General features: G+C 69.8%; 22 protein-coding genes. 6 read left to right on the top strand and 16 right to left on the bottom strand.

Features of this window, described 5'->3' with window-relative positions:
* Position 1 precedes the first annotated feature (1 nt).
* Positions 2 to 640, top strand: a complete 639-nt coding sequence (locus MSZK_RS09300; protein WP_099247210.1) for a sensor domain-containing protein — start codon at positions 2 to 4, stop codon at positions 638 to 640.
* Here the strand turns inward: MSZK_RS09300 and mnmA are convergent.
* The 6 genes from mnmA to MSZK_RS09270 form a co-directional block, all read right to left on the bottom strand.
* Positions 618 to 1,700 (bottom strand): tRNA 2-thiouridine(34) synthase MnmA, encoded by a 1,083-nt coding sequence (gene mnmA / locus MSZK_RS09295; protein WP_099247123.1) that lies wholly within the window; start codon positions 1,698 to 1,700, stop codon positions 618 to 620. The genes MSZK_RS09300 and mnmA overlap by 23 nt on opposite strands.
* Positions 1,697 to 2,902, bottom strand: coding sequence for a cysteine desulfurase family protein (locus MSZK_RS09290; protein ID WP_099247121.1), 1,206 nt, complete (start codon positions 2,900 to 2,902; stop codon positions 1,697 to 1,699). Before MSZK_RS09290 ends, mnmA begins: the two co-directional genes overlap by 4 nt.
* 50 nt (positions 2,903 to 2,952) lie before the next feature.
* Entirely contained in the window at positions 2,953 to 3,789 is an 837-nt protein-coding gene (locus MSZK_RS09285; protein ID WP_099247119.1) for a 1-acyl-sn-glycerol-3-phosphate acyltransferase, read from the bottom strand.
* A complete protein-coding gene (locus MSZK_RS09280; protein ID WP_099247117.1) occupies positions 3,786 to 4,625 on the bottom strand; it encodes a GNAT family N-acetyltransferase in 840 nt (279 codons plus the stop codon). Before MSZK_RS09280 ends, MSZK_RS09285 begins: the two co-directional genes overlap by 4 nt.
* A gap of 137 nt (positions 4,626 to 4,762) precedes the next feature.
* Positions 4,763 to 5,719 (bottom strand): electron transfer flavoprotein subunit alpha/FixB family protein, encoded by a 957-nt coding sequence (locus tag MSZK_RS09275; RefSeq protein WP_099247115.1) that lies wholly within the window; start codon positions 5,717 to 5,719, stop codon positions 4,763 to 4,765.
* Positions 5,720 to 5,765: 46 nt separating this feature from the next.
* On the bottom strand, positions 5,766 to 6,560 hold the full coding sequence (locus MSZK_RS09270) for an electron transfer flavoprotein subunit beta/FixA family protein (RefSeq protein ID WP_099247113.1): 795 nt from the start codon (positions 6,558 to 6,560) through the stop codon (positions 5,766 to 5,768).
* Positions 6,561 to 6,694: 134 nt separating this feature from the next.
* Between MSZK_RS09270 and MSZK_RS09265 the strand changes: the two genes are divergently transcribed.
* From MSZK_RS09265 to MSZK_RS09255, 3 genes are read left to right on the top strand one after another with little or no spacing between them, the layout of a single operon-like run.
* A complete protein-coding gene (locus tag MSZK_RS09265) occupies positions 6,695 to 7,540 on the top strand; it encodes a class I SAM-dependent methyltransferase (RefSeq protein WP_371411306.1) in 846 nt (281 codons plus the stop codon).
* Entirely contained in the window at positions 7,537 to 9,105 is a 1,569-nt protein-coding gene (locus tag MSZK_RS09260; RefSeq protein ID WP_099247109.1) for a glycoside hydrolase family 57 protein, read from the top strand. The genes MSZK_RS09265 and MSZK_RS09260 overlap by 4 nt, the downstream gene beginning before the upstream one ends.
* On the top strand, positions 9,102 to 10,337 hold the full coding sequence (locus MSZK_RS09255) for a glycosyltransferase family 4 protein (protein ID WP_099247106.1): 1,236 nt from the start codon (positions 9,102 to 9,104) through the stop codon (positions 10,335 to 10,337). The genes MSZK_RS09260 and MSZK_RS09255 overlap by 4 nt, the downstream gene beginning before the upstream one ends.
* Positions 10,338 to 10,361: 24 nt before the next feature.
* On the opposite strand, the gene MSZK_RS09250 is transcribed toward MSZK_RS09255, so the two are convergent.
* Positions 10,362 to 10,844: an MPT63 family protein gene (locus MSZK_RS09250; protein ID WP_199203262.1), complete on the bottom strand. Its 483-nt coding sequence runs from the start codon at positions 10,842 to 10,844 to the stop codon at positions 10,362 to 10,364.
* Between the two features lie 91 nt (positions 10,845 to 10,935).
* Entirely contained in the window at positions 10,936 to 11,682 is a 747-nt protein-coding gene (locus MSZK_RS09245; RefSeq protein ID WP_099247101.1) for an acyltransferase, read from the bottom strand.
* 63 nt (positions 11,683 to 11,745) lie between these two features.
* Between MSZK_RS09245 and MSZK_RS09240 the strand changes: the two genes are divergently transcribed.
* Positions 11,746 to 13,044 (top strand): PQQ-binding-like beta-propeller repeat protein, encoded by a 1,299-nt coding sequence (locus tag MSZK_RS09240; RefSeq protein WP_099247099.1) that lies wholly within the window; start codon positions 11,746 to 11,748, stop codon positions 13,042 to 13,044.
* On the opposite strand, the gene MSZK_RS09235 is transcribed toward MSZK_RS09240, so the two are convergent.
* The 8 genes from MSZK_RS09235 to MSZK_RS32290 are packed head-to-tail and all read right to left on the bottom strand — an operon-like array spanning position 13,041 to position 19,256.
* Complete coding sequence (locus tag MSZK_RS09235) at positions 13,041 to 13,736, bottom strand: esterase (RefSeq protein WP_099247097.1); 696 nt, start codon at positions 13,734 to 13,736, stop codon at positions 13,041 to 13,043. The two genes, MSZK_RS09240 and MSZK_RS09235, sit on opposite strands and share 4 nt — an antisense overlap.
* 52 nt (positions 13,737 to 13,788) lie before the next feature.
* Positions 13,789 to 15,042 carry an SAM-dependent methyltransferase gene (locus MSZK_RS09230; RefSeq protein WP_099247207.1) on the bottom strand — a complete coding sequence of 418 codons (1,254 nt, stop codon included), beginning with the start codon at positions 15,040 to 15,042 and terminating at the stop codon, positions 13,789 to 13,791.
* Complete coding sequence (locus MSZK_RS09225) at positions 14,976 to 15,974, bottom strand: class I SAM-dependent methyltransferase (protein ID WP_199203261.1); 999 nt, start codon at positions 15,972 to 15,974, stop codon at positions 14,976 to 14,978. The genes MSZK_RS09230 and MSZK_RS09225 overlap by 67 nt, the downstream gene beginning before the upstream one ends.
* Before the next feature lie 9 nt (positions 15,975 to 15,983).
* Positions 15,984 to 16,697 (bottom strand): enoyl-CoA hydratase, encoded by a 714-nt coding sequence (locus MSZK_RS09220; RefSeq protein WP_099247095.1) that lies wholly within the window; start codon positions 16,695 to 16,697, stop codon positions 15,984 to 15,986.
* A gap of 1 nt (position 16,698) precedes the next feature.
* A complete protein-coding gene (locus MSZK_RS09215) occupies positions 16,699 to 17,565 on the bottom strand; it encodes an NUDIX domain-containing protein (RefSeq protein WP_199203260.1) in 867 nt (288 codons plus the stop codon).
* A gap of 13 nt (positions 17,566 to 17,578) precedes the next feature.
* On the bottom strand, positions 17,579 to 18,436 hold the full coding sequence (locus tag MSZK_RS09210) for an ABC transporter ATP-binding protein (protein ID WP_099247090.1): 858 nt from the start codon (positions 18,434 to 18,436) through the stop codon (positions 17,579 to 17,581).
* The gene (locus MSZK_RS09205; protein ID WP_099247088.1) at positions 18,379 to 19,092 is read right to left on the bottom strand and encodes a YitT family protein; all 714 of its coding nucleotides are present in this window, start codon (positions 19,090 to 19,092) and stop codon (positions 18,379 to 18,381) included. The genes MSZK_RS09210 and MSZK_RS09205 overlap by 58 nt, the downstream gene beginning before the upstream one ends.
* A complete protein-coding gene (locus MSZK_RS32290) occupies positions 19,089 to 19,256 on the bottom strand; it encodes a hypothetical protein (protein WP_158230563.1) in 168 nt (55 codons plus the stop codon). The genes MSZK_RS09205 and MSZK_RS32290 overlap by 4 nt, the downstream gene beginning before the upstream one ends.
* Positions 19,257 to 19,321: 65 nt before the next feature.
* Between MSZK_RS32290 and MSZK_RS09195 the strand changes: the two genes are divergently transcribed.
* Positions 19,322 to 20,767: a PLP-dependent aminotransferase family protein gene (locus MSZK_RS09195; protein WP_099247086.1), complete on the top strand. Its 1,446-nt coding sequence runs from the start codon at positions 19,322 to 19,324 to the stop codon at positions 20,765 to 20,767.
* The last annotated feature ends 24 nt before the right edge of the window (positions 20,768 to 20,791 follow it).

Raw genomic sequence — 20,791 nt, 5'->3', positions numbered from 1 at the left:
CATGACGGTGCGCGCGGGGCTGGCCTGGTGCGCCGCGGCCGCCCTGTTGAGCGGTTGCAGCCAGTCGGTCGACGGGGCGGCGCTGCGCGCCCTGAGCGAGCCGCCATACCAGCCGCCGGGTGTCGTCGACGTCGACCAGGTGCTGTTGAGCCAGGCCCAGATGCAGGCGATCACCGGCGGCGGCCAGGATCTGACGATCATCCCGAGCATGGACGGCACGTCACCGGTGGACATCGACCCGCTCGCGGAATCGGTGCCCCGGGACTGCCGTTTCCTGTTCGCCGAGACCGATACGTTCGGCACCGAGGTCGCCGACTTCCACAAGACCAGCTTCCAGCACCCGGCCCGGCGGGCGCTGATCTCCGAGGGGGCGGCCGCCTACCGCGACAACGGCACCGCCCGGGAGGCGTTCAACACGCTGTCGACGACGGCGAATCGCTGCGCCACCGGTCCGATGGGGGCCTATCTGGTCGGTGAGGTCACCACGGAGCGCGATGCGCTGCACCTGCGCCCCGGCCGGTGCGGGCGCGACTACCAGGTGAAGAGCTCGGTGTTGGTGGAAGTGACGTTCTGCACGTATCCCGAGTCGGTGCCCGAGATCGTGATGACCAACATCCTCAGCAGGATTCCCGGCGGCTGATGGTCGCGCTGGCGATGACCTCGTCGCCGGCTGGGTCGGGGCGGTAGAGCACCAGCGTCTGCCCGGGTGCGACCCCACGCAGCGGGGTGCGCAGCGCCACGGTGAGCTCGTCGCCGATGAGTTCGGCGACACCGGCCACCACCTCGCCGTGCGCACGCACCTGAACCTCGCACTCCACCGGCCCCTCGGGGGCCACCCCGGCAGTGAACACCGGGCGGACGCCGGTCAGCGCACCCACCTCGAGATCGGCGACCCGGCCCACCCGCACGGTCCGCGAGTCGGCGTCGATGGCGGTGACGTAGCGCGGCAGACCGTCCGGGCCGGGACCGGCGATGCCCAGACCCTTGCGCTGGCCGATGGTGAACCCGTGCACCCCGTCGTGTTCGGCTAGTACCGCGCCGCTGGCGTCGTCGACGACCGTCCCGCGACGCACCCCGATCCGGGCGCCGAGGAAGGCCTGGGTATCGCCGGAGGGGATGAAGCAGATGTCGTGGCTGTCGGGCTTGTCGGCCACCGCCAGTCCGCGCCGGGCGGCCTCCTCGCGGATCGCCGGCTTGGGAGTGTCGCCGATCGGGAATGCGGCGTGGCGCAGCTGCTGGGCGGTCAGCACCCCGAGCACGTAGGACTGGTCCTTGTCCCGGTCGACCGCGCGGCGCAGCCGTCCCTCGGACAGCCGCGCGTAGTGGCCGGTGGCGACCGCGTCGAAGCCCAGCGCGATCGCCTTGGCGGCCAGTGCGGAGAACTTGATCTTCTCGTTGCACCGCACACACGGGTTGGGGGTCTCGCCGCGCTCGTAGGAGGCGACGAAGTCATCGATCACGTCTTCGGCAAACTTGTCGGCGAAATCCCAGACGTAGAACGGGATTCCGAGGATGTCCGCGACGCGCCGGGCGTCGCCGGCGTCCTCCTTGGAGCAGCAGCCGCGAGAACCGGTACGCAGGGTGCCGGGGTCCCGGGACAACGCCAGGTGCACGCCGACGACCTCGTGGCCGGCATCGACCATCCGGGCGGCGGCCACCGACGAGTCGACACCACCGCTCATCGCGGCCAGCACTCTCATCGCAGCACTCCCAGAGCGGAACTGGCCAGCGCGGCCTGTCGGGCCCGCTCGACGGCGGCGGGCAGCACCCGCAACGCCGCGTCGACATCGGCCTCAGTGCTGGTGTGCCCCAACGACAGTCGCAGTGAGCCCCGTGCCGCGTCGGCATCAGCGCCCATGGCCAGCAGGACATGCGACGGCTGGGCTACCCCGGCGGTGCACGCCGAGCCCGTCGAGCATTCGATTCCGTTGGCGTCCAACAACATCAGCAGGGAGTCACCCTCACAGCCGCGAAAGGTGAAGTGGGTGTTGCCGGGCAGCCGACGATCACCGAGAGCCCCGTTGAGGGCGGTGTCGGCGATGGAGGTCAGCACGCCGGAGATGAGTCGTTCGCGCAGATCCCGCAGCCGGGCTGTGGTGGCGTCCAGGGATTCGACTGCCACGTCGGCCGCCGCCGCCATCGCGACCGCACCGGCGACGTCCGGTGTGCCGGAACGGACGTCGCGCTCCTGCCCGCCCCCGTGCAACAGCGGTACGCAGGCAGTGGCCCGGCGCAGCAGCAGTGCGCCGACACCGGTGGGCCCGCCGAACTTGTGCGCCGCCAGGCTCACGGCCGACAGGGTGGACGCGGTGAAGTCGACCGGGATGTGGCCGACCGCCTGAACGGCGTCGCTGTGCATCGGCACGCCGTACTCTGCGGCCACGGCGGCCAGCTCCGCGACCGGCATGATGGTGCCGACTTCGTTGTTGGCCCACATCACCGAGACCAGGGCCACGTCGGGGTGCTCGTGCAGGATCTCGCGCAGCGCCGCGGCGGTCACCGAACCGTCCGGCTCGGTGGGCAGGAAGGTCACCTCGGCGCCCTCGTGCTCGGCCAGCCAGGTCACCGCGTCCAGGACTGCGTGATGTTCGACCGCGGTGGTCACGATGCGCCGGCGAGCGGGCTCGGCGTCGCGACGGGCCCAGTAGATGCCTTTGACCGCGAGGTTGTCGCTCTCGGTGCCGCCTGCGGTGAAGATCACTTCGGACGGGCGGGCGCCCAGGCGCGCCGCGAGGCTCTCGCGGGCCTCCTCCATCCGGCGGCGGGCGTCGCGGCCCGCGGTGTGCAGCGAGGAGGCGTTACCGACGGTGGCCAGCGCGGCCGTCATCGCCTCGATGGCAGCGGGATGCATCGGGGTGGTGGCAGCGTGGTCGAGATACACCGGACCGGTGGTCGGGCTCATAGCCCGTCCAGGATACCGGCCCGCTCAGCCGCAGCTTGCCACGGCGAATGTCAGCCCGCCAGGGCGTGGCTGTGCTCGAAGCGCGGTGCGATCTGGCCGCGGACCGCCACCTCGCAGCGGGCCGCCAGTTCACGACGGTCCGCCCCGGGCAGTTCCAGGGAGGTGACCTCGACGTCGACGACGGTCAGCCGTGCGCGCACCGTACGGCTCAGCGACTGCCACAGGGAGTCGTCGCCGACGAACGCCGCCACCGTCGACGGCCGTCCGTCGCGATGGTGATAGGTCAGCCGCAGCGGCTGGACCGGGCGGCCGGTGTCGACGGCAGCCTGGAACATCGCCGGGCGGAATTGCCCGTAGGCCAGTCCGCACCAGGTGGTGCCCTCGGGGAACGCCACGACGGTCTGCCCGTTGCGCAGCCGCTCGGCGACCTGCGCCACCACCTGGGGCAGCCGGCGCAGGCTGGCGCGGTCGATGGGGATGACCTTCATGATCCGCGCGGCCAGCCCGACGGCCGGCCAGTCGATCAGGTCGGCCCGCGCCACGAAGGCGCCGGGCATTACCGAACCGATGACGAAGATGTCGATCCAGGAAACGTGACCGCTGACCACCAGCACGCCCCGCAGGTTACGAATCGGGCCGCCCGACACGGTGATTCGGACGCCGAGGCAACGCAGGAACGTCCGGCAGTACCCCCGCTGGAGGCGTCCGCGGCCGGGCAGCGGGACCGCCAGCACCGGCACCATGAGCAACAGCAGCAGCGCACAGGTGATACGCACCGCGGCGCGCACGGCCGCGATCACCCGGCGCGACGGCGGGGCACCCCCGGCGCGCACACAGCTCTCGTCGCACAGGGCCCGGGGCAGCCAGGCGTGCTCGGCGGCGGTCATGCCGGCTGTCCCATCTCATCGGCCATCTCGCCCGCCGCCGAGACCGACCGCAGCCGGGTGAGGTAGCGGGTGTCGGCCTGCCGCTTGTCCAGCAGGGCCGGGAAATCACCGACGCCGAACTCGGGATCGTGCGCCGGCTCGCCGCAGACTCGTGCGCCCAGGCGCAGGTAGCCCCGCATCAGCGGCGGGATGGTCGGCCGGCTCGGCGGGGCGATGTCGTCGAGACCGACACCGTCGAGGACGACCGGCCGGTACGGGTGGACGGTGTGCTCGGGCGCGGCGGCGTGGCGGCGCAGCACGAAGTCCCGGACCCCGCGGATCTGGCTGCCCGGCGCGCCCTGGCCATGGGTGGGCACCGAGACACACCCGGTGACGTAGTCGTATCCGCACCGGTCCAGATAGGCCAGGATGCCGGCCCACATCAGCAACACCACCGCGCCGTTGCGGTGGTCGGCCCGCACCACGGCGCGACCCATCTCCACCAGCGACGGGCGCAGCGAGTCCAGCGCTCGGACGTCGAATTCTGTTGCGGTGTAGAGACCGCCTGCGGCGATCGCGCCGGGGGGCGGAAGCATCCGGTAGCACCCGACGAGCTCGCCGGAGGTGTCCTCGCGTACCAGCAGATGGTCGCAGAACTCGTCGAATCGGTCCGCATCACGGCCGTCGCCGTCGGCGGGCAGGGCGAATCCGGGTTCGGTGGTGAACACCCGATAGCGCAGCCGCTGGGCCGCGTCGATCAGGGTGGGGTCGGTGGACAGCAGCAGCGAGTAACGGGGGCCGCGCAGCGCGGCGGTTTCGGTCTGGTCGTTGGCTATGAGTACAGAGGCAGTGCTCATACCTGAACGGTCGCCGAGGCGGTCAGCGGGATGTCAACGCCCGCGTGACGTGTTAGTGCACGCTCGATGACCAATAAAAGCAACGGCCCCCGACACGTCGGAATGACGTGCGGGGGCCGTCGCCTGGAGCTGTGTGGTTAACCCTTGCGGGCCTTGACCGCCTCGGTCAGCTGCGGTGTGACGTTGAACAGATCGCCGACGATGCCGTAATCGGCGATCTCGAAGATCGGTGCTTCCTCGTCCTTGTTCACCGCGATGATCGTCTTGGAGGTCTGCATGCCGGCGCGGTGCTGGATCGCCCCGGAGATGCCCAGCGCGATGTACAGCTGCGGCGAGACCGTCTTGCCGGTCTGACCGACCTGGAACTGGCCCGGGTAGTAGCCGGAGTCGACGGCCGCGCGCGAGGCGCCGACGGCGCCACCGAGCGAGTCGGCCAGCTCCTCGACCACCGAGAACTTCTCGGCGCTGCCGACACCACGGCCGCCGGAGACCACCACGGTGGCCTCGGTCAGCTCGGGGCGGTCGCCGGCCACGGCGGGCTGGCGCGAGGTGATCTTGGTGGCGTTCTCGGCCTGCGCGGGCACCTCGACGCTGACCTGCTCGCCGGCACCGGCGGACGGGGCGGCCTCGACGGCGCCGGGGCGCACGGTGATCACCGGGGTGTCCCCGTTGGCCTGGGCCTCGACGGTGAACGCGCCACCGAAGATCGAGTGGACGCCCTTGCCGCCTTCCTTGACCTCGACGACGTCGGACAGCAGGCCGGCACCCGTGCGGGCGGCCAGCCGGCCGGCGATCTCCTTGCCGTCGGCGTTGGCGGCCAACAGCACGGCCGCCGGAGCGGCCGACTCCACCAGCGACGCCAGGACGTCGACGAAGGGGGTGATCAGGTAGCCCTCGGCGTCGGCCGACTCAGCGACGTAGATCTTGGCCGCACCGGCGGCCTTGAGGTCGTCGACCAGCGGCGCGGCGGTGCCGGGGGCACCGATCACGACGGCGGCGGGCTCGCCCAGGGTGCGGGCGGCGGTGATGAGCTCGGCGGTGACTTTCTTCACCGCGCCTTCGGAGTGCTCGACGAGCACAAGTACTTCAGCCATAGCGGTTGTTCGCCTCTTGTTCTGTGGGGTCTACGGGAAAGGTCTGCTAGATGATTTTCTGAGCAACCAGGTACTCGGCGATCTTCTTGCCGCCTTCGCCCTCGTCGGTGATCTTCTCGCCTGCGGTCTTCGGCGGCTTCGGCGTAGACGCCAGCACCGTCGAACCGGCGTTGGCCAGGCCGACCTCATCGCCCTCGACGCCGATCTCGGCCAGCGTCAGAGTGGTCACTTCCTTCTTCTTGGCGGCCATGATGCCCTTGAAGGACGGGAAGCGCGGCTCGTTGATCTTCTCGTTGACGCTGATGACCGCGGGCAGCGTGGCCTCCACGGTGAACACGCCCTCGTCGGTCTCGCGCTCGCCGGTGATCTTGCCGCCCTCGACGGACACCTTGCGCAGGTGCGTCAGCTGGGGCAGGCCGAGGTACTCGGCGATGATCGCCGGGACCGCACCGCCGGTGCCGTCGGTGGCCTCGTTACCGGCGATGACCAGCTCGGTGCCTTCGATGGCGCCCAGCGCGCGGGCCAGCGCCCAGCCGGTCTGCACCATGTCGGAACCGTGCAGGCCCTCGTCGAGCAGGTGCACGGCCTTGTCGGCACCCATGGACAGCGCCTTGCGGATCGCCTCGGTGGCGCGCTCCGGGCCGGCGGTCAGCACGGTCACCGTGCCGCCTGCGTCGCCTTCGCGCTCCTTGATCAGCAGCGCTTCTTCGACGGCGCGCTCGTTGATCTCGTCCAGCACGGCGTCGGCAGCGTCGCGATCGAGCGTGAAGTCACCGTCGGACAGCTTGCGCTCGGACCACGTGTCTGGGACCTGTTTGATCAGGACCACGATGTTCGTCATGAGTCTTCTACGTCCTCCTGGCAGCGTCCTGCGGCCAGGAGAGGTCGCAAGACTTTTGGTCATTCCGCAACTCACATCATGTTACTGATAAGTAACTTAGAGTGGTTCGCACGAACACCATAGCTGGTCGAAGTTTGTGTTCTAGCAGCCCATCGGTACCGAGCAGTTCGCGAACCGCCAACTTCGGGTTAGCCTGCCTTGCAATGAGCGCATCCGTGACTGACGCAGGTGACAGCGGTTTACCGCTGACCGGCGAGCGAACCATCCCCGGGCTGGCGGAAGAGAACTACTGGTTCCGCCGGCACGAGGTGGTCTATCGCCGCCTGCTGGATCTTTGCGCAGGTCGTGACGTCCTCGAAGCGGGATGCGGCGAGGGCTACGGGGCCGACCTGATCGCCTCGGTGGCCCGCCGCGTGGTGGCGGTGGACTACGACGCGGCCACGGTGGCCCACGTCCGGACCCGCTACCCGCGCGTCCAGGTGGTCGCGGGCAATCTGGCGTCCCTACCGCTGCCCGACGCTTCGGTTGACGTTGTGGTGAACTTCCAGGTCATCGAGCATTTGTGGGATCAACCACAATTCGTGGCCGAATGCGCGCGCGTGTTGCGACCCGGCGGCTTGCTGCTGATGTCGACGCCCAACCGGATCACCTTCTCCCCCGGCCTCGACACCCCCGTCAACCCGTTCCACACCCGTGAGCTCAACGCCGGCGAGCTGGCCGAACTGCTCACCGACGGCGGTTTCGCGATTGACGGTGTCTACGGGGTTTTTCATGGGCCGGGCCTGGCCGCGATGGACGAACGCCACGGCGGTTCGATCATCGAGGCTCAGATCGAACGCGCACTGGCCGATGCCCCGTGGTCCGACGAGCTGCTGGCCGACGTGGCCGCGGTGCGCTGCGACGACTTCGACGTCCTGGAATCGGCCGCCCGCGACATCGACGACAGCCTGGATCTGGTGGCGATCGCGGTGCGCCCATGAGGACACCGTCGCCAGCCGAGCCGGTGCCGGGCCAGTTCACCCTGGTCCTGCACACGCACCTGCCGTGGCTGGCCCACCACGGCCGCTGGCCGGTCGGCGAGGAATGGCTCTATCAATCGTGGTCGGCGGCCTACCTGCCGTTGATGCGGGTGCTGCGCACGCTCGCCGCCGAGGGGCGGCGCGGGGTGATCACCCTGGGCATGACCCCGGTGGTGACCGCCCAGCTCGACGACCCGTACTGCCTCGACGGCATGCACCGCTGGCTGGCCAACTGGCAGCTGCGGGCACTGGAAGCCGCCACCCTGCGCACCCCCACCGGCTCCGCCGCCGGCCCGGCGACCACCCCGGAAGCATTGCGCCGGTTCGGCATTCGCGAGTATGACGAAGCCGGCCGCGCGCTCGAGGAGTTCGGCACGCTGTGGCGCCACGGCGCCAGCCCGCTGCTGCGCGAACTGATCGACGCGGGCACGGTGGAACTGTTGGGCGGGCCGCTGGCCCACCCGTTCCAGCCGCTGCTCAATCCCCGGCTGCGCGAGTTCGCGCTGCGTGAAGGGTTGGCCGACGCCGGTCAGCGCTTCGCCCACACGCCGAAGGGCATCTGGGCCCCCGAATGCGCCTACGCCCCCGGGATGGAAGACGACTACGCCGCCGCCGGCGTCGGGCACTTCATGGTCGACGGACCGTCACTGCACGGCGACACCGCCCTGGGCCGCCCGGTCGGGTCGACAGACGTGGTGGCCTTCGGCCGCGACCTTCAGATCAGCTACCGGGTGTGGTCACCGAAGTCGGGATATCCCGGCCACGCCGCCTATCGGGACTTCCACACCTACGACCACCTGACCGGCCTCAAGCCCGCCCGGGTCACCGGTCGCAACGTGGACTCCGACGCCAAGGCCCCGTATGACCCGCAGCGCGCCGATGCGGCGATCGACACCCACGTCGCCGACTTCGTCGCGCTGGTGCGCGACCGGCTACGGTCCGAGACCGAGCGCATCGGCCGTCCGGCCCACGTGGTGGCCGCCTTCGACACCGAATTGTTCGGCCACTGGTGGTACGAGGGGCCGGTCTGGCTGGAGCGGTTGCTGCGCGCACTGCCCGAGGCGGGCGTGCGGGTGGGCACCCTGAGCGACGCGCTGGCCGCCGGGTTCGTCGGCGCCCCGGTCGAATTACCGCCCAGCTCATGGGGATCCGGCAAGGACTGGCAGGTGTGGTCCGGCGAGCAGGTCGCCGACCTGGTCGCGCTCAACACCGAGGTGGTCGACACCGCGTTGGCGTGCGTGGACAAGGCACTGGCGCACAACGGCAGCTCGCCCAGCCGGGATTTCGTCGCCGACCAGATCCTGCGCGAGACGCTGCTGACCGTGTCCAGCGACTGGCCGTTCATGGTCAGCAAGGATTCGGCGGCCGACTACGCCCGCTACCGCGCCCACCTGCACGCCCACGCCGCCCGGGAGATCTCCGACGCACTGGCATCGGGACGCCGCGACGCCGCCGAACGGCTGGCCGCCGGCTGGAACCGCGCCGATGGGTTGTTCGGCGGGCTCGACGCCAGGAGGCTGCCGTGAAGATCCTGATGGTCTCGTGGGAATACCCGCCGGTGATCATCGGCGGACTGGGCCGGCACGTCTATCAGCTGGCGACCGCGCTCGCCGCCGACGGGCACGACGTGGTGGTGCTGTCCCGGCGGCCGTCGGGCACCGACCCCAGCACCCACCCGACCACCGACGAGGTCCACGAAGGCGTGCGGGTGATCGCCGCCGCCCAGGACCCGCACGAGTTCGACTTCGGCCGCGACCTGATGGCCTGGACGCTGGCGATGGGCCACGCGATGACCCGCGCCGGGTTGACGCTGCAGGCCAAGGGCTGGCAGCCCGACGTGGTGCACGCCCACGACTGGCTGGTGGCCCACCCCGCCATCGCTTTGGCCGAATTCTTCGACGTGCCCATGGTTTCCACGGTGCATGCCACCGAGGCGGGCAGACATTCCGGTTGGGTGTCCGGGCCGATCAGCCGCCAGGTCCACGCCGTGGAGTCGTGGTTCGTCCGAGAGTCCGATTCGTTGATCGCCTGCTCGGCGTCGATGGCCGACGAGATCTCCGATCTGTTCGGCCCCGACCTCGCCGAGATCGTCGTGATCCGCAACGGAATCGATTCCAGCCGTTGGCCGTTCGCCCCCCGCCGCGCCCACACCGGCCCGCCGGAGCTGCTGTTCATCGGCCGGCTGGAATACGAGAAGGGCGTGCATGAGGCGATCGCCGCCCTGCCTCGTATCCGGCGTACCCACCCCGGAACCACTCTGACCATCGCCGGCGACGGCACCCAACAGGACTGGCTCGTCGAGGTCGCCCGAAAGCACAAGGTACTCAGATGCGTTCGCTTCGCGGGCCGGGTAGACCACGATCAGTTGCTGCGCCTGCTGCATCGCGCCGATGCCGCGCTACTGCCCAGCCACTACGAGCCGTTCGGCATCGCCGCGCTCGAGGCGGCCGCGGCGGGCGCACCACTGGTCACGTCCAACGTCGGCGGCCTCGGGGAGGCCGTGATCGACGGCGAGACCGGGGTGTCGTTCCCACCCCGCGACGTCAGCGCACTCGCCGACGCCGTCCGTCGCGTCCTCGACGATCCGGTTGCGGCCCAACAGCGCGCGAACGCCGCACGGGCCCGGCTGACTTCCGACTTCGACTGGCACACCGTGGCCACCGAGACCGCCGGCGTGTATCTGGCCGCCAAGCGTCACGAACGCGATCCGCTGCCGCGCCGGCCGATCGTCGAGCACGCACTACCGGGCCGCTCCTAGTTCGACGGGCCCCGAGGGTGCCGGTCAGGGCGTCCAGATCAGCAGGTCCTCCATGCCGTTGTTCATGGTGACCGTGGTCGGTGCGGGACCGGTGACGTCGAAATGGATCTTGCCGGTCGCCGTGCCGCCCTGCGGGATGGTGGCGCCGCTGATGTTCGAGGGTGCGGCGACCATCCACAGCACCCGGTAGGCCGCCTGATTGGGGGCCACGGCGTTGAACTGCGAGATGGCCGGCGTGACCGGACCGCTGAGCGCATTGACCGTGGCGGTCGCCTCCCAGAGCTGGCCCGCGACCTGATAGCCCGGCATCACGTCGGTGGACGGCTTGAGGCCGCCGACCGTCCAGCTCAGACTGACCTGGCCGACGCTGTCGGTCATCGTCAACGGGCTACCCAGCCTGCCCACGATGGGATAGTCGGCCGCCGCCGAGAACGGCGCGGCCGCCAGCACGACGAGCATGCTCACCGTGGTGGCCAGTACAGCCTTGATGATGGTGGAGATCTTCACAGGTACCCTCCCCGACGAGGTGAATGGATGCCTCTGCATAACTCCGGACAATCGGCCGCCAATAGTGCCTAAAGCCCCGCTAGAACATGACTTAAGCCTCTAGACGCGAGGCCTTTTTCCGCTCGATGTCGGCCAGCGCGGCGGCCAGCTCGGCGCGCTGGGCCGCCGAGGTCTCCCAGGCGAGTTTGCGATTCTTGACCACCTTCGCCGGTGACCCCACCGCGATCGAGAAGTCCGGGATGTCGCCCTTGACGACGGCGTGCGCGCCGAGCACGCAGCCACGCCCGACCGTGGTGCCCCGCAGCACGGTCACCTTCGCCGCGATCCAGGTGTCCGGACCGATCCGCACCGGACTCTTGATGATGCCCTGGTCCTTGATCGGCATCTCGATGTTGTCCATCTTGTGGTCGAAGTCGCAGACGTAGCACCAGTCGGCCATCAGCGCGGAGTCGCCCAGCTCGATGTCCAGGTAGCAGTTGATGACGTTGTCGCGGCCCAGCACCACCTTGTCGCCGAATCGCAGCGAGCCCTCGTGGGCGCGGATGGTGTTCTTGTCACCGATGTGCACCCACCGGCCGATCTCCAGTTGCGCCAGCTCCGGGGTGGCGTGGATTTCGACGTTCTTGCCGAGGAACACCATGCCGCGGGTGATGACGTGCGGGTTGGCCAGCTTGAACTTCAACAGCCGCCAGTAGCGCACCAGATACCAGGGCGTGTACGCGCGGTTCTTGATGACCCAGCGCAGCGATTCCCGGGTCAGGAACCTGGCCTGTCTCGGGTCACGCAGCCGCGAACCCCTCCACCGCTTGTGGACCGGCGAGCCCCACATCGACGTCATGGGCTGAGAGCCTAGCTCCAGGGACGGCATGGGTAAGCCCCGCCTGTACTGTCTGGTGGCGGGATGGTTAAGACACGGGTACCGCGGCGAGTGCTGGCGTCGGCGTCGGCCGCGCTGGTTGTGACCGGCCTGGCCGGCTGTGGGAACACCGACTCCTGGGTCGAGTCCACCGCAGCGCACAGCTGGTCCGCCCAATACGGCGATGCCGCCAACAGCAGCTTCACGAGCACCGGCGGGGCTTCCGCGCTCCGGTTGCGGTGGAGCCGGTCGGTCAAGGGCGAGCTGGGCGCCGGGGCAGCCCTGGGCGACGGCAGCTACCTGGCGGTCAACGGTCAGACCGCCGGCGGCTGTTCGCTGATGGTGTGGGAGATCGACAACAACGGCCGCCAGCGTTGGTGTACCCGGATGGTGCTCGGCGGCGGATTCGCCAGCCCGCTGTTCGACCAGTTCGACAACCTCTACATCGGCCAGCCCGGCATGATGCAGGCCTACCCGCCCACCCAGTGGATCCGCTGGCGTCAGAACGTCATCGGGATGCCGACCACGGCACGGTTTCTCGGCGGCGGCCGGCTGTTGGTGGTGACCCACCTCGGGCAGGTGCTGGTGTTCGACTCCCATCGCGGCGACGTGACCGGAACCCCGCTCGACCTCGTCGAGGGCCTCGATCCCACCGATTCCACCCGTGGCCTGGCCGACTGTGCCCGCGCGCAGCCGCAGTGCCCGGTCTCGGCCCCGCCTGCGTATGCCGCGGCGACCCGCACGATCGTGGTGAGCCTGTGGCAACCGGGCGCCACCGCGTCGAGAATGGTGGGTCTGCAGTACCACCCCGGCCAGACCCCACTGCTGACCCGGGAGTGGAGCAGCGACGCGATCGCCGCCGGTGTGCTGGCCGCACCGGTGGCCTCCGCCGACGGCACGACCGTCTACGTGACCGGACGCGACCAGAAACTCTGGGCATTGAACACCTCCGACGGCAAAGCGAAATGGTCTGTGCCGCTGGACTTCCTGCCGCAGACCCCGCCGTCGGTCTCGCCCGACGGCCTGATCGTCGTCGGGGGCGGACCGAACACCCATCTGGTGGCCATCAAGGACGCCGGTCAGCACGCCGACATCGCCTGGCGGCGCGACGATGTCACCCCGCTGAGCTCGTCGAGTCAGGCGGGCACGACCGCCTACACCGTGGTCGCCGACCCGTCGTCAGGGCTGTCGTTGTTGGTCTTCGATCCCGCGAACGGCCGCACACTCAACAGCTATCCACTGCCGCAGGCCGACGGGTTCCCGGTGGGGGTTTCGGTCGGCGCGGATCGTCGGGTGGTGGTGGCGACCAGCGCGGGCCAGCTCTACGGCTTCGACCCCGACTAGGTCAGCTGCAACGGCGGCAGGACCGCCCGCGGCACCGACGCCGAGGTCGCGCCGGCGTCCGACGGCAGCAGTTCGCCTTGGCTGAAGAAGAAGATCACCGCGTCGTCGGTGATGGCGAAGTCCTGATAGTGCGACGGATCGAGCCCGTCGCTCGTGGCGATCACGCCGCTGCGTCCGGTCTGGCGTTCCAGATCGCGTTGCACCACCGGAAATATCGCGGCGACAGCGTTGGCGTCGGGCGCGAACAGGGTGTCGAAGGTGACCGGTTTGCGGTGCGCCACATCGTAGGTGAACGCCTTGTACCAGGTCGTCGGGTGTGCACCGCCGACGTCCTGGAACAGCTTGAGCACCACGCTTTGTGTGCCTCCGGCAGGTGGCCCAGAGGTGAATGACTGTGTGGTGACGTCCATTTCGTAGGGCGTGTTCCGCGAGGCCGGCGTCTGCGCAACGTTGGTGAATCCGTCGCGGTTCTGCGCCAGGTAGTCGAGGACGGCTTGCTGGTCGGCGTAGTCGGTGGGGAACCGCAAATCCATCGTGTAGTTCGATGCCGAGCTCTGTACGTGGCAGACGTTGCCGGGCTCCATGACTCCGCCCAGTGCCGCGCAGTCGGTCTGCGCGCCTGCGACCGCGATGCCGTACTCACCCAGCACGACACCGACCGCCAGCAGTGCGGTCAGGTGCAGAATGCGCATTCGTCGATCGTCCTCGCGCTGTGAAGACGGCACCGGCGCCGTCGCCGTCAGCCTACCCGCGCTTGTCGCCCGGGGCCGATGGTCGGCACAGGAATACAGAAGTGCGTTCACCCGCGCCCGCGCCGATCCGGGTGATCACCAACGCCAGCGACACCTGCCCACCGGGCCGCAGCCGCCGTCGCAGCGCGTCGGGATCGACGTCCACCCCGCGCACCAGGATCTCCAGCTGCCCGCAGTCCCGTTCCGCGAGCGCTCGGCGCAACACCTTGTCCCGCAAGGGCAGCTCGTCGAGCACCTCGAAGCCCCGGACGCCGGCGGGCAACTGATCACCGGTGAGATAGGCGATCGCGGGATCGAGCTGCCACAGACCGTGCCGGGCCGCGTAGTGCCGGACCAGTCCGGCGCGCACGATCGCGCCGTCAGGGTCCACGATCCACCGTCCGGCCGGACCGGCCACGCAGTCGTCGGGCTCGGCGTCGGTGACCACCTCGTCGCGGTCGAGCACGCAAGCTCGCCGGCGCACTCCCGGCTCGGCCAGCGCCGCCGACCACAGGCAGGCTTCCCGCACCGATCCGCCGGTCGAGGTCACCTCGATCTCACCGTCGAAGCCCAGCTGTTGCAGGGCGTCGAAATCGATTCCCGGCGCGCATTTCACGACGGTCGGCCGTCCGCGGTAGGCGTCGAGCAGCGCGTCCAGCGGCGGCAGGTAGTCGCGTGGGTCGAACCGGCGCCGCCCGCCCGACCGGCGGGCCGGGTCGAGCACCACCACGGTGTCGCGGCTGATCGGTCGCAGGGCGTCGGCGCGGCACAGCGCCACATCGGGCACGTTGTGGCGAGCCATCGCCAGCCGGACCTCGTCGAGGTCGCTGCCGACGAGCATGGCCGCGGTCGTGCGCAGCGCGGCCAGCTCGGTGCCGATCGAGCAGGTCGCGTCGTGCACCGCCGCACCGGCCAGCCGGGCGGCCCGGTGCCGGGCCACCGGCGCCGCGGTGGCCTGCTGCAACGCGTCGTCGGTGAACAGCCAGCCCGATACGTCGGCCAGCGAGGCGAGTTTGGTGACGGCCTTGCGGCGCAGCAAGGTGGTTTCGATCAGCGCGATCGCGCGGTCGGCGAACCGGTCGCGGATCGCGGCGATGTCGGCCAAGCGGCTGGCCTCGGTCAGCGGATAGGCCGCCACCTCGGCCAGCGCCGCCGCACCCTCGGCACTGGTGAGGTAGGTGACGTCGTCGCGCCCGAAGGTCAGGACGGTTTGACCCCGGTGATCATGACGTTGTAATACCAGCCCTTGGGCACCACCCGGCGCCAGACGTTGTCGTCGATCCAGCTCAGCCCGATCCAGCTGGTGAACGCGAACTTCGCCCAGCCCCAGCCCAGCTTGCCGGGGGGTACCGCGGCCTCGAAGGTGCGCAGCGGCCAGCCCAGCATCGCGGCGGTGAACTCCGTCGTCGCGGTCGACACGTCGACTGCGCCGGCATTGCGGGCCATGGCCTCGAGATCGGCCGGGTCGAAGGTGTGCAAGTCGACGACCGCCTCCAGCGCAGCCGCGCGCGACGACTCGTCGAGTTCGGTCTGCGGCCGGCGCCACCCCTGCAGGCCGGGAAGCTTGGTGGCGTTGGTGGCGACCCGCCAGGTCAGCGTCGACAGCGAGCGGGCGTAGGTGTTACCCACGCTGGTGGGCTCGCCGGCGAACACGAACCGGCCGCCCGGTTTGAGCACCCGGACCACCTCGCGCAGCGACTTCTCGACGTCGGGAATGTGGTGCAGCACCGCGTGACCGACGACGAGGTCGAATGTGTCGTCCTCGTAGGGCACGCCCTCGGCGTCGGCGACCCGGCCGTCGATGTCCAGGCCCAGGTTCTGGCCATTGCGGGTGGCGACCTTGACCATGCCGGGCGACAGGTCGGTGACCGAGCCGCGTCGGGCCACCCCGGCCTGAATCAGGTTCAGCAGGAAGAAGCCGCTACCGCAGCCGAGCTCCAGCGCCCGGTCATAGGGCAGTTCGCGCAGTTCCTCGGGCGGCACGGTCGCGTCGAACAGGTTGCGGGCGTAGTCCACACAGCGTTTGTCGTACGAGATCGACCACTTGTCGTCGTAGCTCTCCGCCTCCCAGTCGTGGTACAGGATCTGGGCGAGTTTGCTGTCCTTGAGAGCGGCCTCGACTTGCTCGGCAGTCGCGTGCGGTGTCGGAGCGGGGTCGCCCGCGACATCAGACAGGGCGCCGGAGTCCTTGGTGTCCATCAGGGCAGCCTAACTGCCATCGCCCGCCGCGAAGACCTCGCCGTAGCGTTGCGCCTGCTCACCGGCGTCAAGGTGGCCGTCGATCAGCGCCTTGGCCCCGGCCAGCGCGCTCGGGGCGGCGTCGACGAACCGGCCCGCCCACGCCGCGGCGGCGTCGAAGACGTGGTCAGGTGCCACCATCTCGTCGATGAGCCCGATCGCCAGCGCCTCCTTGGCGTCGACGAACCGGCCGCTGAACGCCAGATCCTTCGCGCGGGCGGTTCCGATGGCGCGGGCCAGCCGCTGGCCTCCCCCGCCGCCGGGCACCAGGCCGGCCAGGATCTCGGTGGCGCCGAGTTTGGCGTTGTCGCCGCTGACTCGCCAGTCGGCGGCCAGCGCGAGGGTCAGCCCGGCGCCCAGGGCGTAGCCGGTGATGGCGGCGACGGTGGGCTTGGGGATCGCCGCGACCGCGTCGATCGCCTGTCGGCGCAGCCCGTCGGCGGCCTGCGCTTCCTGGCGGTTGAGGGTGCGCAACTCGGGGACGTCGTCACCGGCGGAGAAAATCTCGTGCCCGCCGAACAGGATCACCGTCGCGACGTCGGTGCGGTGTCCCACCTCGGCGGCGGCGTCGATGAGCTCCCGGTAGGTCTGCCGGGTCAGGGCGTTGGTCGGCGGCCGCGACACCAGCAACACGCCGACGCCGGGATGCTGCTCGCCGACGTGGATGCTGACGAACTCGCGCATGTCAGTCACCGCCGTAACCCGCCGGGCTGCGGCGGTTACGGGCGGCGTTGTAACGGTCGCTGTTGAAGAACTCGATCTCCCAGTTGCCTTCGCGGACCGCGAGATTGGGCTGCACAACCACGATCTGGCGCTCCAGGGTCAACACCTCGTCGACAGTGCGACCGGCCAACGAGTCCAGCTGGGTCCACGTCGGCGGCAGCAGGAAGGACCGGCCCTGCGCGAAATCCTCGATCGCGGCCTCCGGACTGGTCCAGTCGGCCTGGTCCGATTCGGTGTTGAGGCCGTCGGCGCGTTGACCGTGCGGCAGCGCACCGACGAAGAAGTAGGTGTCGTAGCGGCGGGTGCGCTCTTCTTCGGGCGTGACCCAGTTGGCCCAGGGCCGCAACAGGTCCGCGCGCAGCACCAGGTTCTCGCGGCGCAGGAACTCCGAGAACGACAGGCTGCGGTCCACCAGCGCAGCGCGGGCACCGTGGTAGATCGACGCGTCGGCGACGATGCCGTCGGGGTCTTCGGCGGGCCCGGCGAACAACACCCCGGATTCCTCGAACGTCTCGCGAGCCGCGGCACAGACCAGCGCCTCGGCGAGGTCGGCGTCGATGCCGAACCGGTCCGCCCACCACTGCGGCGCCGGGCCGTACCAGGCGATGTCGGAGTTGCGGTCGCGGTCGTCGACCCCGCCGCCGGGAAACACCATCACCCCGCCGGCGAACTCCATCGCGCGGTGCCTGCGCATCAGAAAGACCTCGACACCGACCTCGTGTGTGTCCCGGATCAACATGACCGTCGCGGCCGGACGAACCGGCAGCGGTTCGGGTTTGTCCCCGGTCATGTGCTCGCTCCTCCCCGGACCTCGTCCCTCGGCCCGCATCGTCGACTCGAGGTCACAAACGCCTCCTGTGGGCCGCGCGACTGCGCACCCGCCGGGCGAAGTAGCGGCCGTCGATGGTGTCCAGCGCGATCGATTGCCCGAACGCGGTGGACAGGTTTTCCGCTGTCAGCGTGTCATGCAGCAGCCCGGCGGCCACCACCTGGCCCTCGGACAGGATCAGGCAGTGGCTGAAGCCGGGCGGGATCTCTTCGACATGGTGGGTGACCAGCACCAGCGCCGGCGCGTCCGGGTCGGCGGCCAGATCGGCCAGCCGGGCCACCAGTTCCTCCCGGCCGCCGAGGTCGAGCCCGGCCGCGGGTTCGTCCAGCAGCAGCAGTTCGGGGTCGGTCATCAGCGAGCGTGCGATCAGCACCCGTTTGCGTTCGCCTTCCGACAGCGTTCCGTAGACCCGCTCGGCGAGGTGTTCGGCGCCGACGCTCTCCAGCATGTCGACGGCCTGGGCGTAGTCGACCGCCTCGTAGTCCTCCCGCCACCGGCCCAGCACGGCGTAGCCGGCCGAGACGACGAGGTCGCGGACCACTTCGTCGTCGGGCACTCGCTGGGACAGCGCGGAGCTGCTGAGCCCGACCCGCTGCCGCAGTTCGGACATGTCCACCCGGCCCAGCCGCTCACCGAGCACGTACGCCGTGCCCGACGACGGGTATTCCATCGCGGCCGCGATGCGCAGCAGCGAGGTCTTGCCCGCGCCGTTGGGTCCGATCACCACCCAACGCTCGTCTAGTTCGACCTGCCAGGTGATGGGCCCGACCAGGACCCGTCCCCCGCGGCGCAGCGAGACTTTCCGGAAGTCGATCAGCAGGTCGGGGTCGACCTCGTCGGCGGCGTCGGGCACTGCACCATCGTGCCGCATTCAGCCCGGTTCGTACGTGCGGGGTCGCCGCGTTTTCCGCCGTGTCCGACGATGTGGGCCCAGCCGCTGACCGCCAGCACCGGCCCGGGGGTCAGCCGCAACACCAGCTGGACCATCGGCCCGATCCCGAATGCGTAGATGACCGTCCCGACGCCGACACTGCCGCCCAGCAGCCAGCCCGCGCCCAGCACGGTGGCCTCGATCGTGGTACGCACCAGACGCACCGAAAGGCCGCTGCGGGCAACCAATCCCGTCATCAGTCCGTCGCGCGGACCGGGCCCGAGCCCGGCACCCACGTACAGCACCGTGGCCACCGCGTTGAGGACCACCGCCGCAAGCATCAGCGCGATGCGGGCGGGCATCGACTCCGGCGCGGAAAGCACGGCCAGACCGGCGTCGACGGTCACCGCGATGACGATGACGTTGGCGATGGTGCCGATGCCGGGCTTGTTCCGCAGCGGGATCCACAACAGCAGCACGACGATGCCGACCACCGCCGAGGCCACCCCGATGGTCATCGGAGTATGCCGGGTCAGGCCCTGGTGGAACACGTCCCATGGGTCCAGCCCGAGCCCGGCCCGCACCATCATGGCCATCGAGAAGCCGTAACAGGCCAGTCCGGTCAGCAGTGCGCTGCCGCGCAGTGCCGCCCTCACCGATGGTCGGAGAAGCGGACGCGCAGGGCGTCGAGGTCGGCGCGCAGCCGGCGGGCGTCGGCGTCGACGTCGTCCCAGCCGGTCGTCGTCGGATTCCACGGGCCGTTATGGGCGTCCAGCATGGCCGCCAGCCGCTGGGCCACTCGAGAGAACCAAGTACTCATGACATCCATGCTTCCGAGTGACTGGCTTGCCGATCAATAGCCAGTTGGCCCATACTGGCTTGCAAATGGCGACGACATTGACGGCCCGGGCCCTGGATCCGGAGCTTTTGGCCCGCGAACTGGGCAACTGGCGGACATCCAGTCGTAGTGGCCCCACCTACCAGGCGCTGGCCGACGCGCTGCGGATGCTGATCGTCGACGGCCGGTTGCCGGTCGGCGCCCGGCTGCCCAGCGAGCGCGCGCTGGCCGACGCGCTGCGGGTGTCCCGCACCACGGTCACCGCCGCCTACACCGAGCTGGGCGAGTCCGGCTACCTGCACGCCCGTCGCGGAGCGCGCAGCACGGTCGCCCTCCCCCACGCGGCCGAACCCGCGCGAAGCGACACCCCGGCCAGGATCAATCTGGCCGAAGCAGCCCTGGCCGCACCGGCCAGCGCGGTCCAGGAGGCGTTCGCCGAAGCCGCCCGTCAGTCCGCCACCTATCTGCAGCAGACCGGTCACGACATGCGCGGGCTGCTGGCCTTCCGCACGGCGATCGCCGAACGCTATTGCGCCCGAGGACTTTCCACCACCGCGGACCAGATCATGGTGACCAGCGGCGCGCAGCACGCCATCGCGTTGATCCTGGCGACCTACGTTCAGCCCGGCGATCGGGTGCTCGTCGAGCAGCCCACCTACCACGGCGTGCTCACCGCGATCGGCACCGCAGGCGCACGGCCGGTGCCCGTCGCAATGACAAGGGAGGGTTGGGAACTCGACGCGATACACGCCGCCGTGCGCCAACTCGCTCCGACCCTGGCCTACTTGGTAACCGACAATCACAATCCGACAGGGTTCTCGATGCCGGCGGCGGATCGCAAGCGATTATCCGACATCATCGCCGAGACCCGCACCCGCACAGTGATCGACGAGACCATGACCGACATCTGGCTCGACGAGCCGGTGCCCCCGCCGGTGGCCGCGTCGATGACCTCGCGCACCGACCTGCTGATCACGATCGGGTCGATGTCGAAGTCGTTCTGGGGCGGTATGCGCATCGGCTGGATCCGGGCCGAACCGAACGTGCTGGCCACCATTCGCGCACTGCGCCCGTCGATCGACCTGGGCACCTCGATGATCGAACAGCTGGCTGCCGCATGGCTTCTCACCGAACGCGCCGAGGATGTCCTGCCCGAACGACGAGAGATCCTGCGCGGCAGGCGGGCCCTGCTGCTCGACCTGATCGCCGACCATCTCCCCGAGTGGCGGCCGCTACCAGGAACCGGCGGCATGTCGATGTGGGTGCAACTGCCCGCCCCGGTCAGCTCGGCGATGTGCGCGTCGGCCTCCCGGCTGGGAGTCGAGTTGCCCCCGGGCCCACGCTTCGGTGTCGACGGCACGCTGGAGCGGTTCGTCCGGATACCGTTCGCGCTGCCCGAGCACGAGCTGACCGAGGCCATCGAACTGCTCGGCCGGGCATGGCGCAGCATCACCGGATCGGCCACCCCCGAAACCACGGCCGTGGTGATCTAGCGATTTCGGCGCGCAAACGTTCGC

The sequence above is a fragment of the Mycobacterium sp. shizuoka-1 genome, assembly GCF_002723835.1.
Lineage (GTDB): Bacteria > Actinomycetota > Actinomycetes > Mycobacteriales > Mycobacteriaceae > Mycobacterium.
This window is presented reverse-complemented; position numbering and strand designations above follow the sequence as displayed.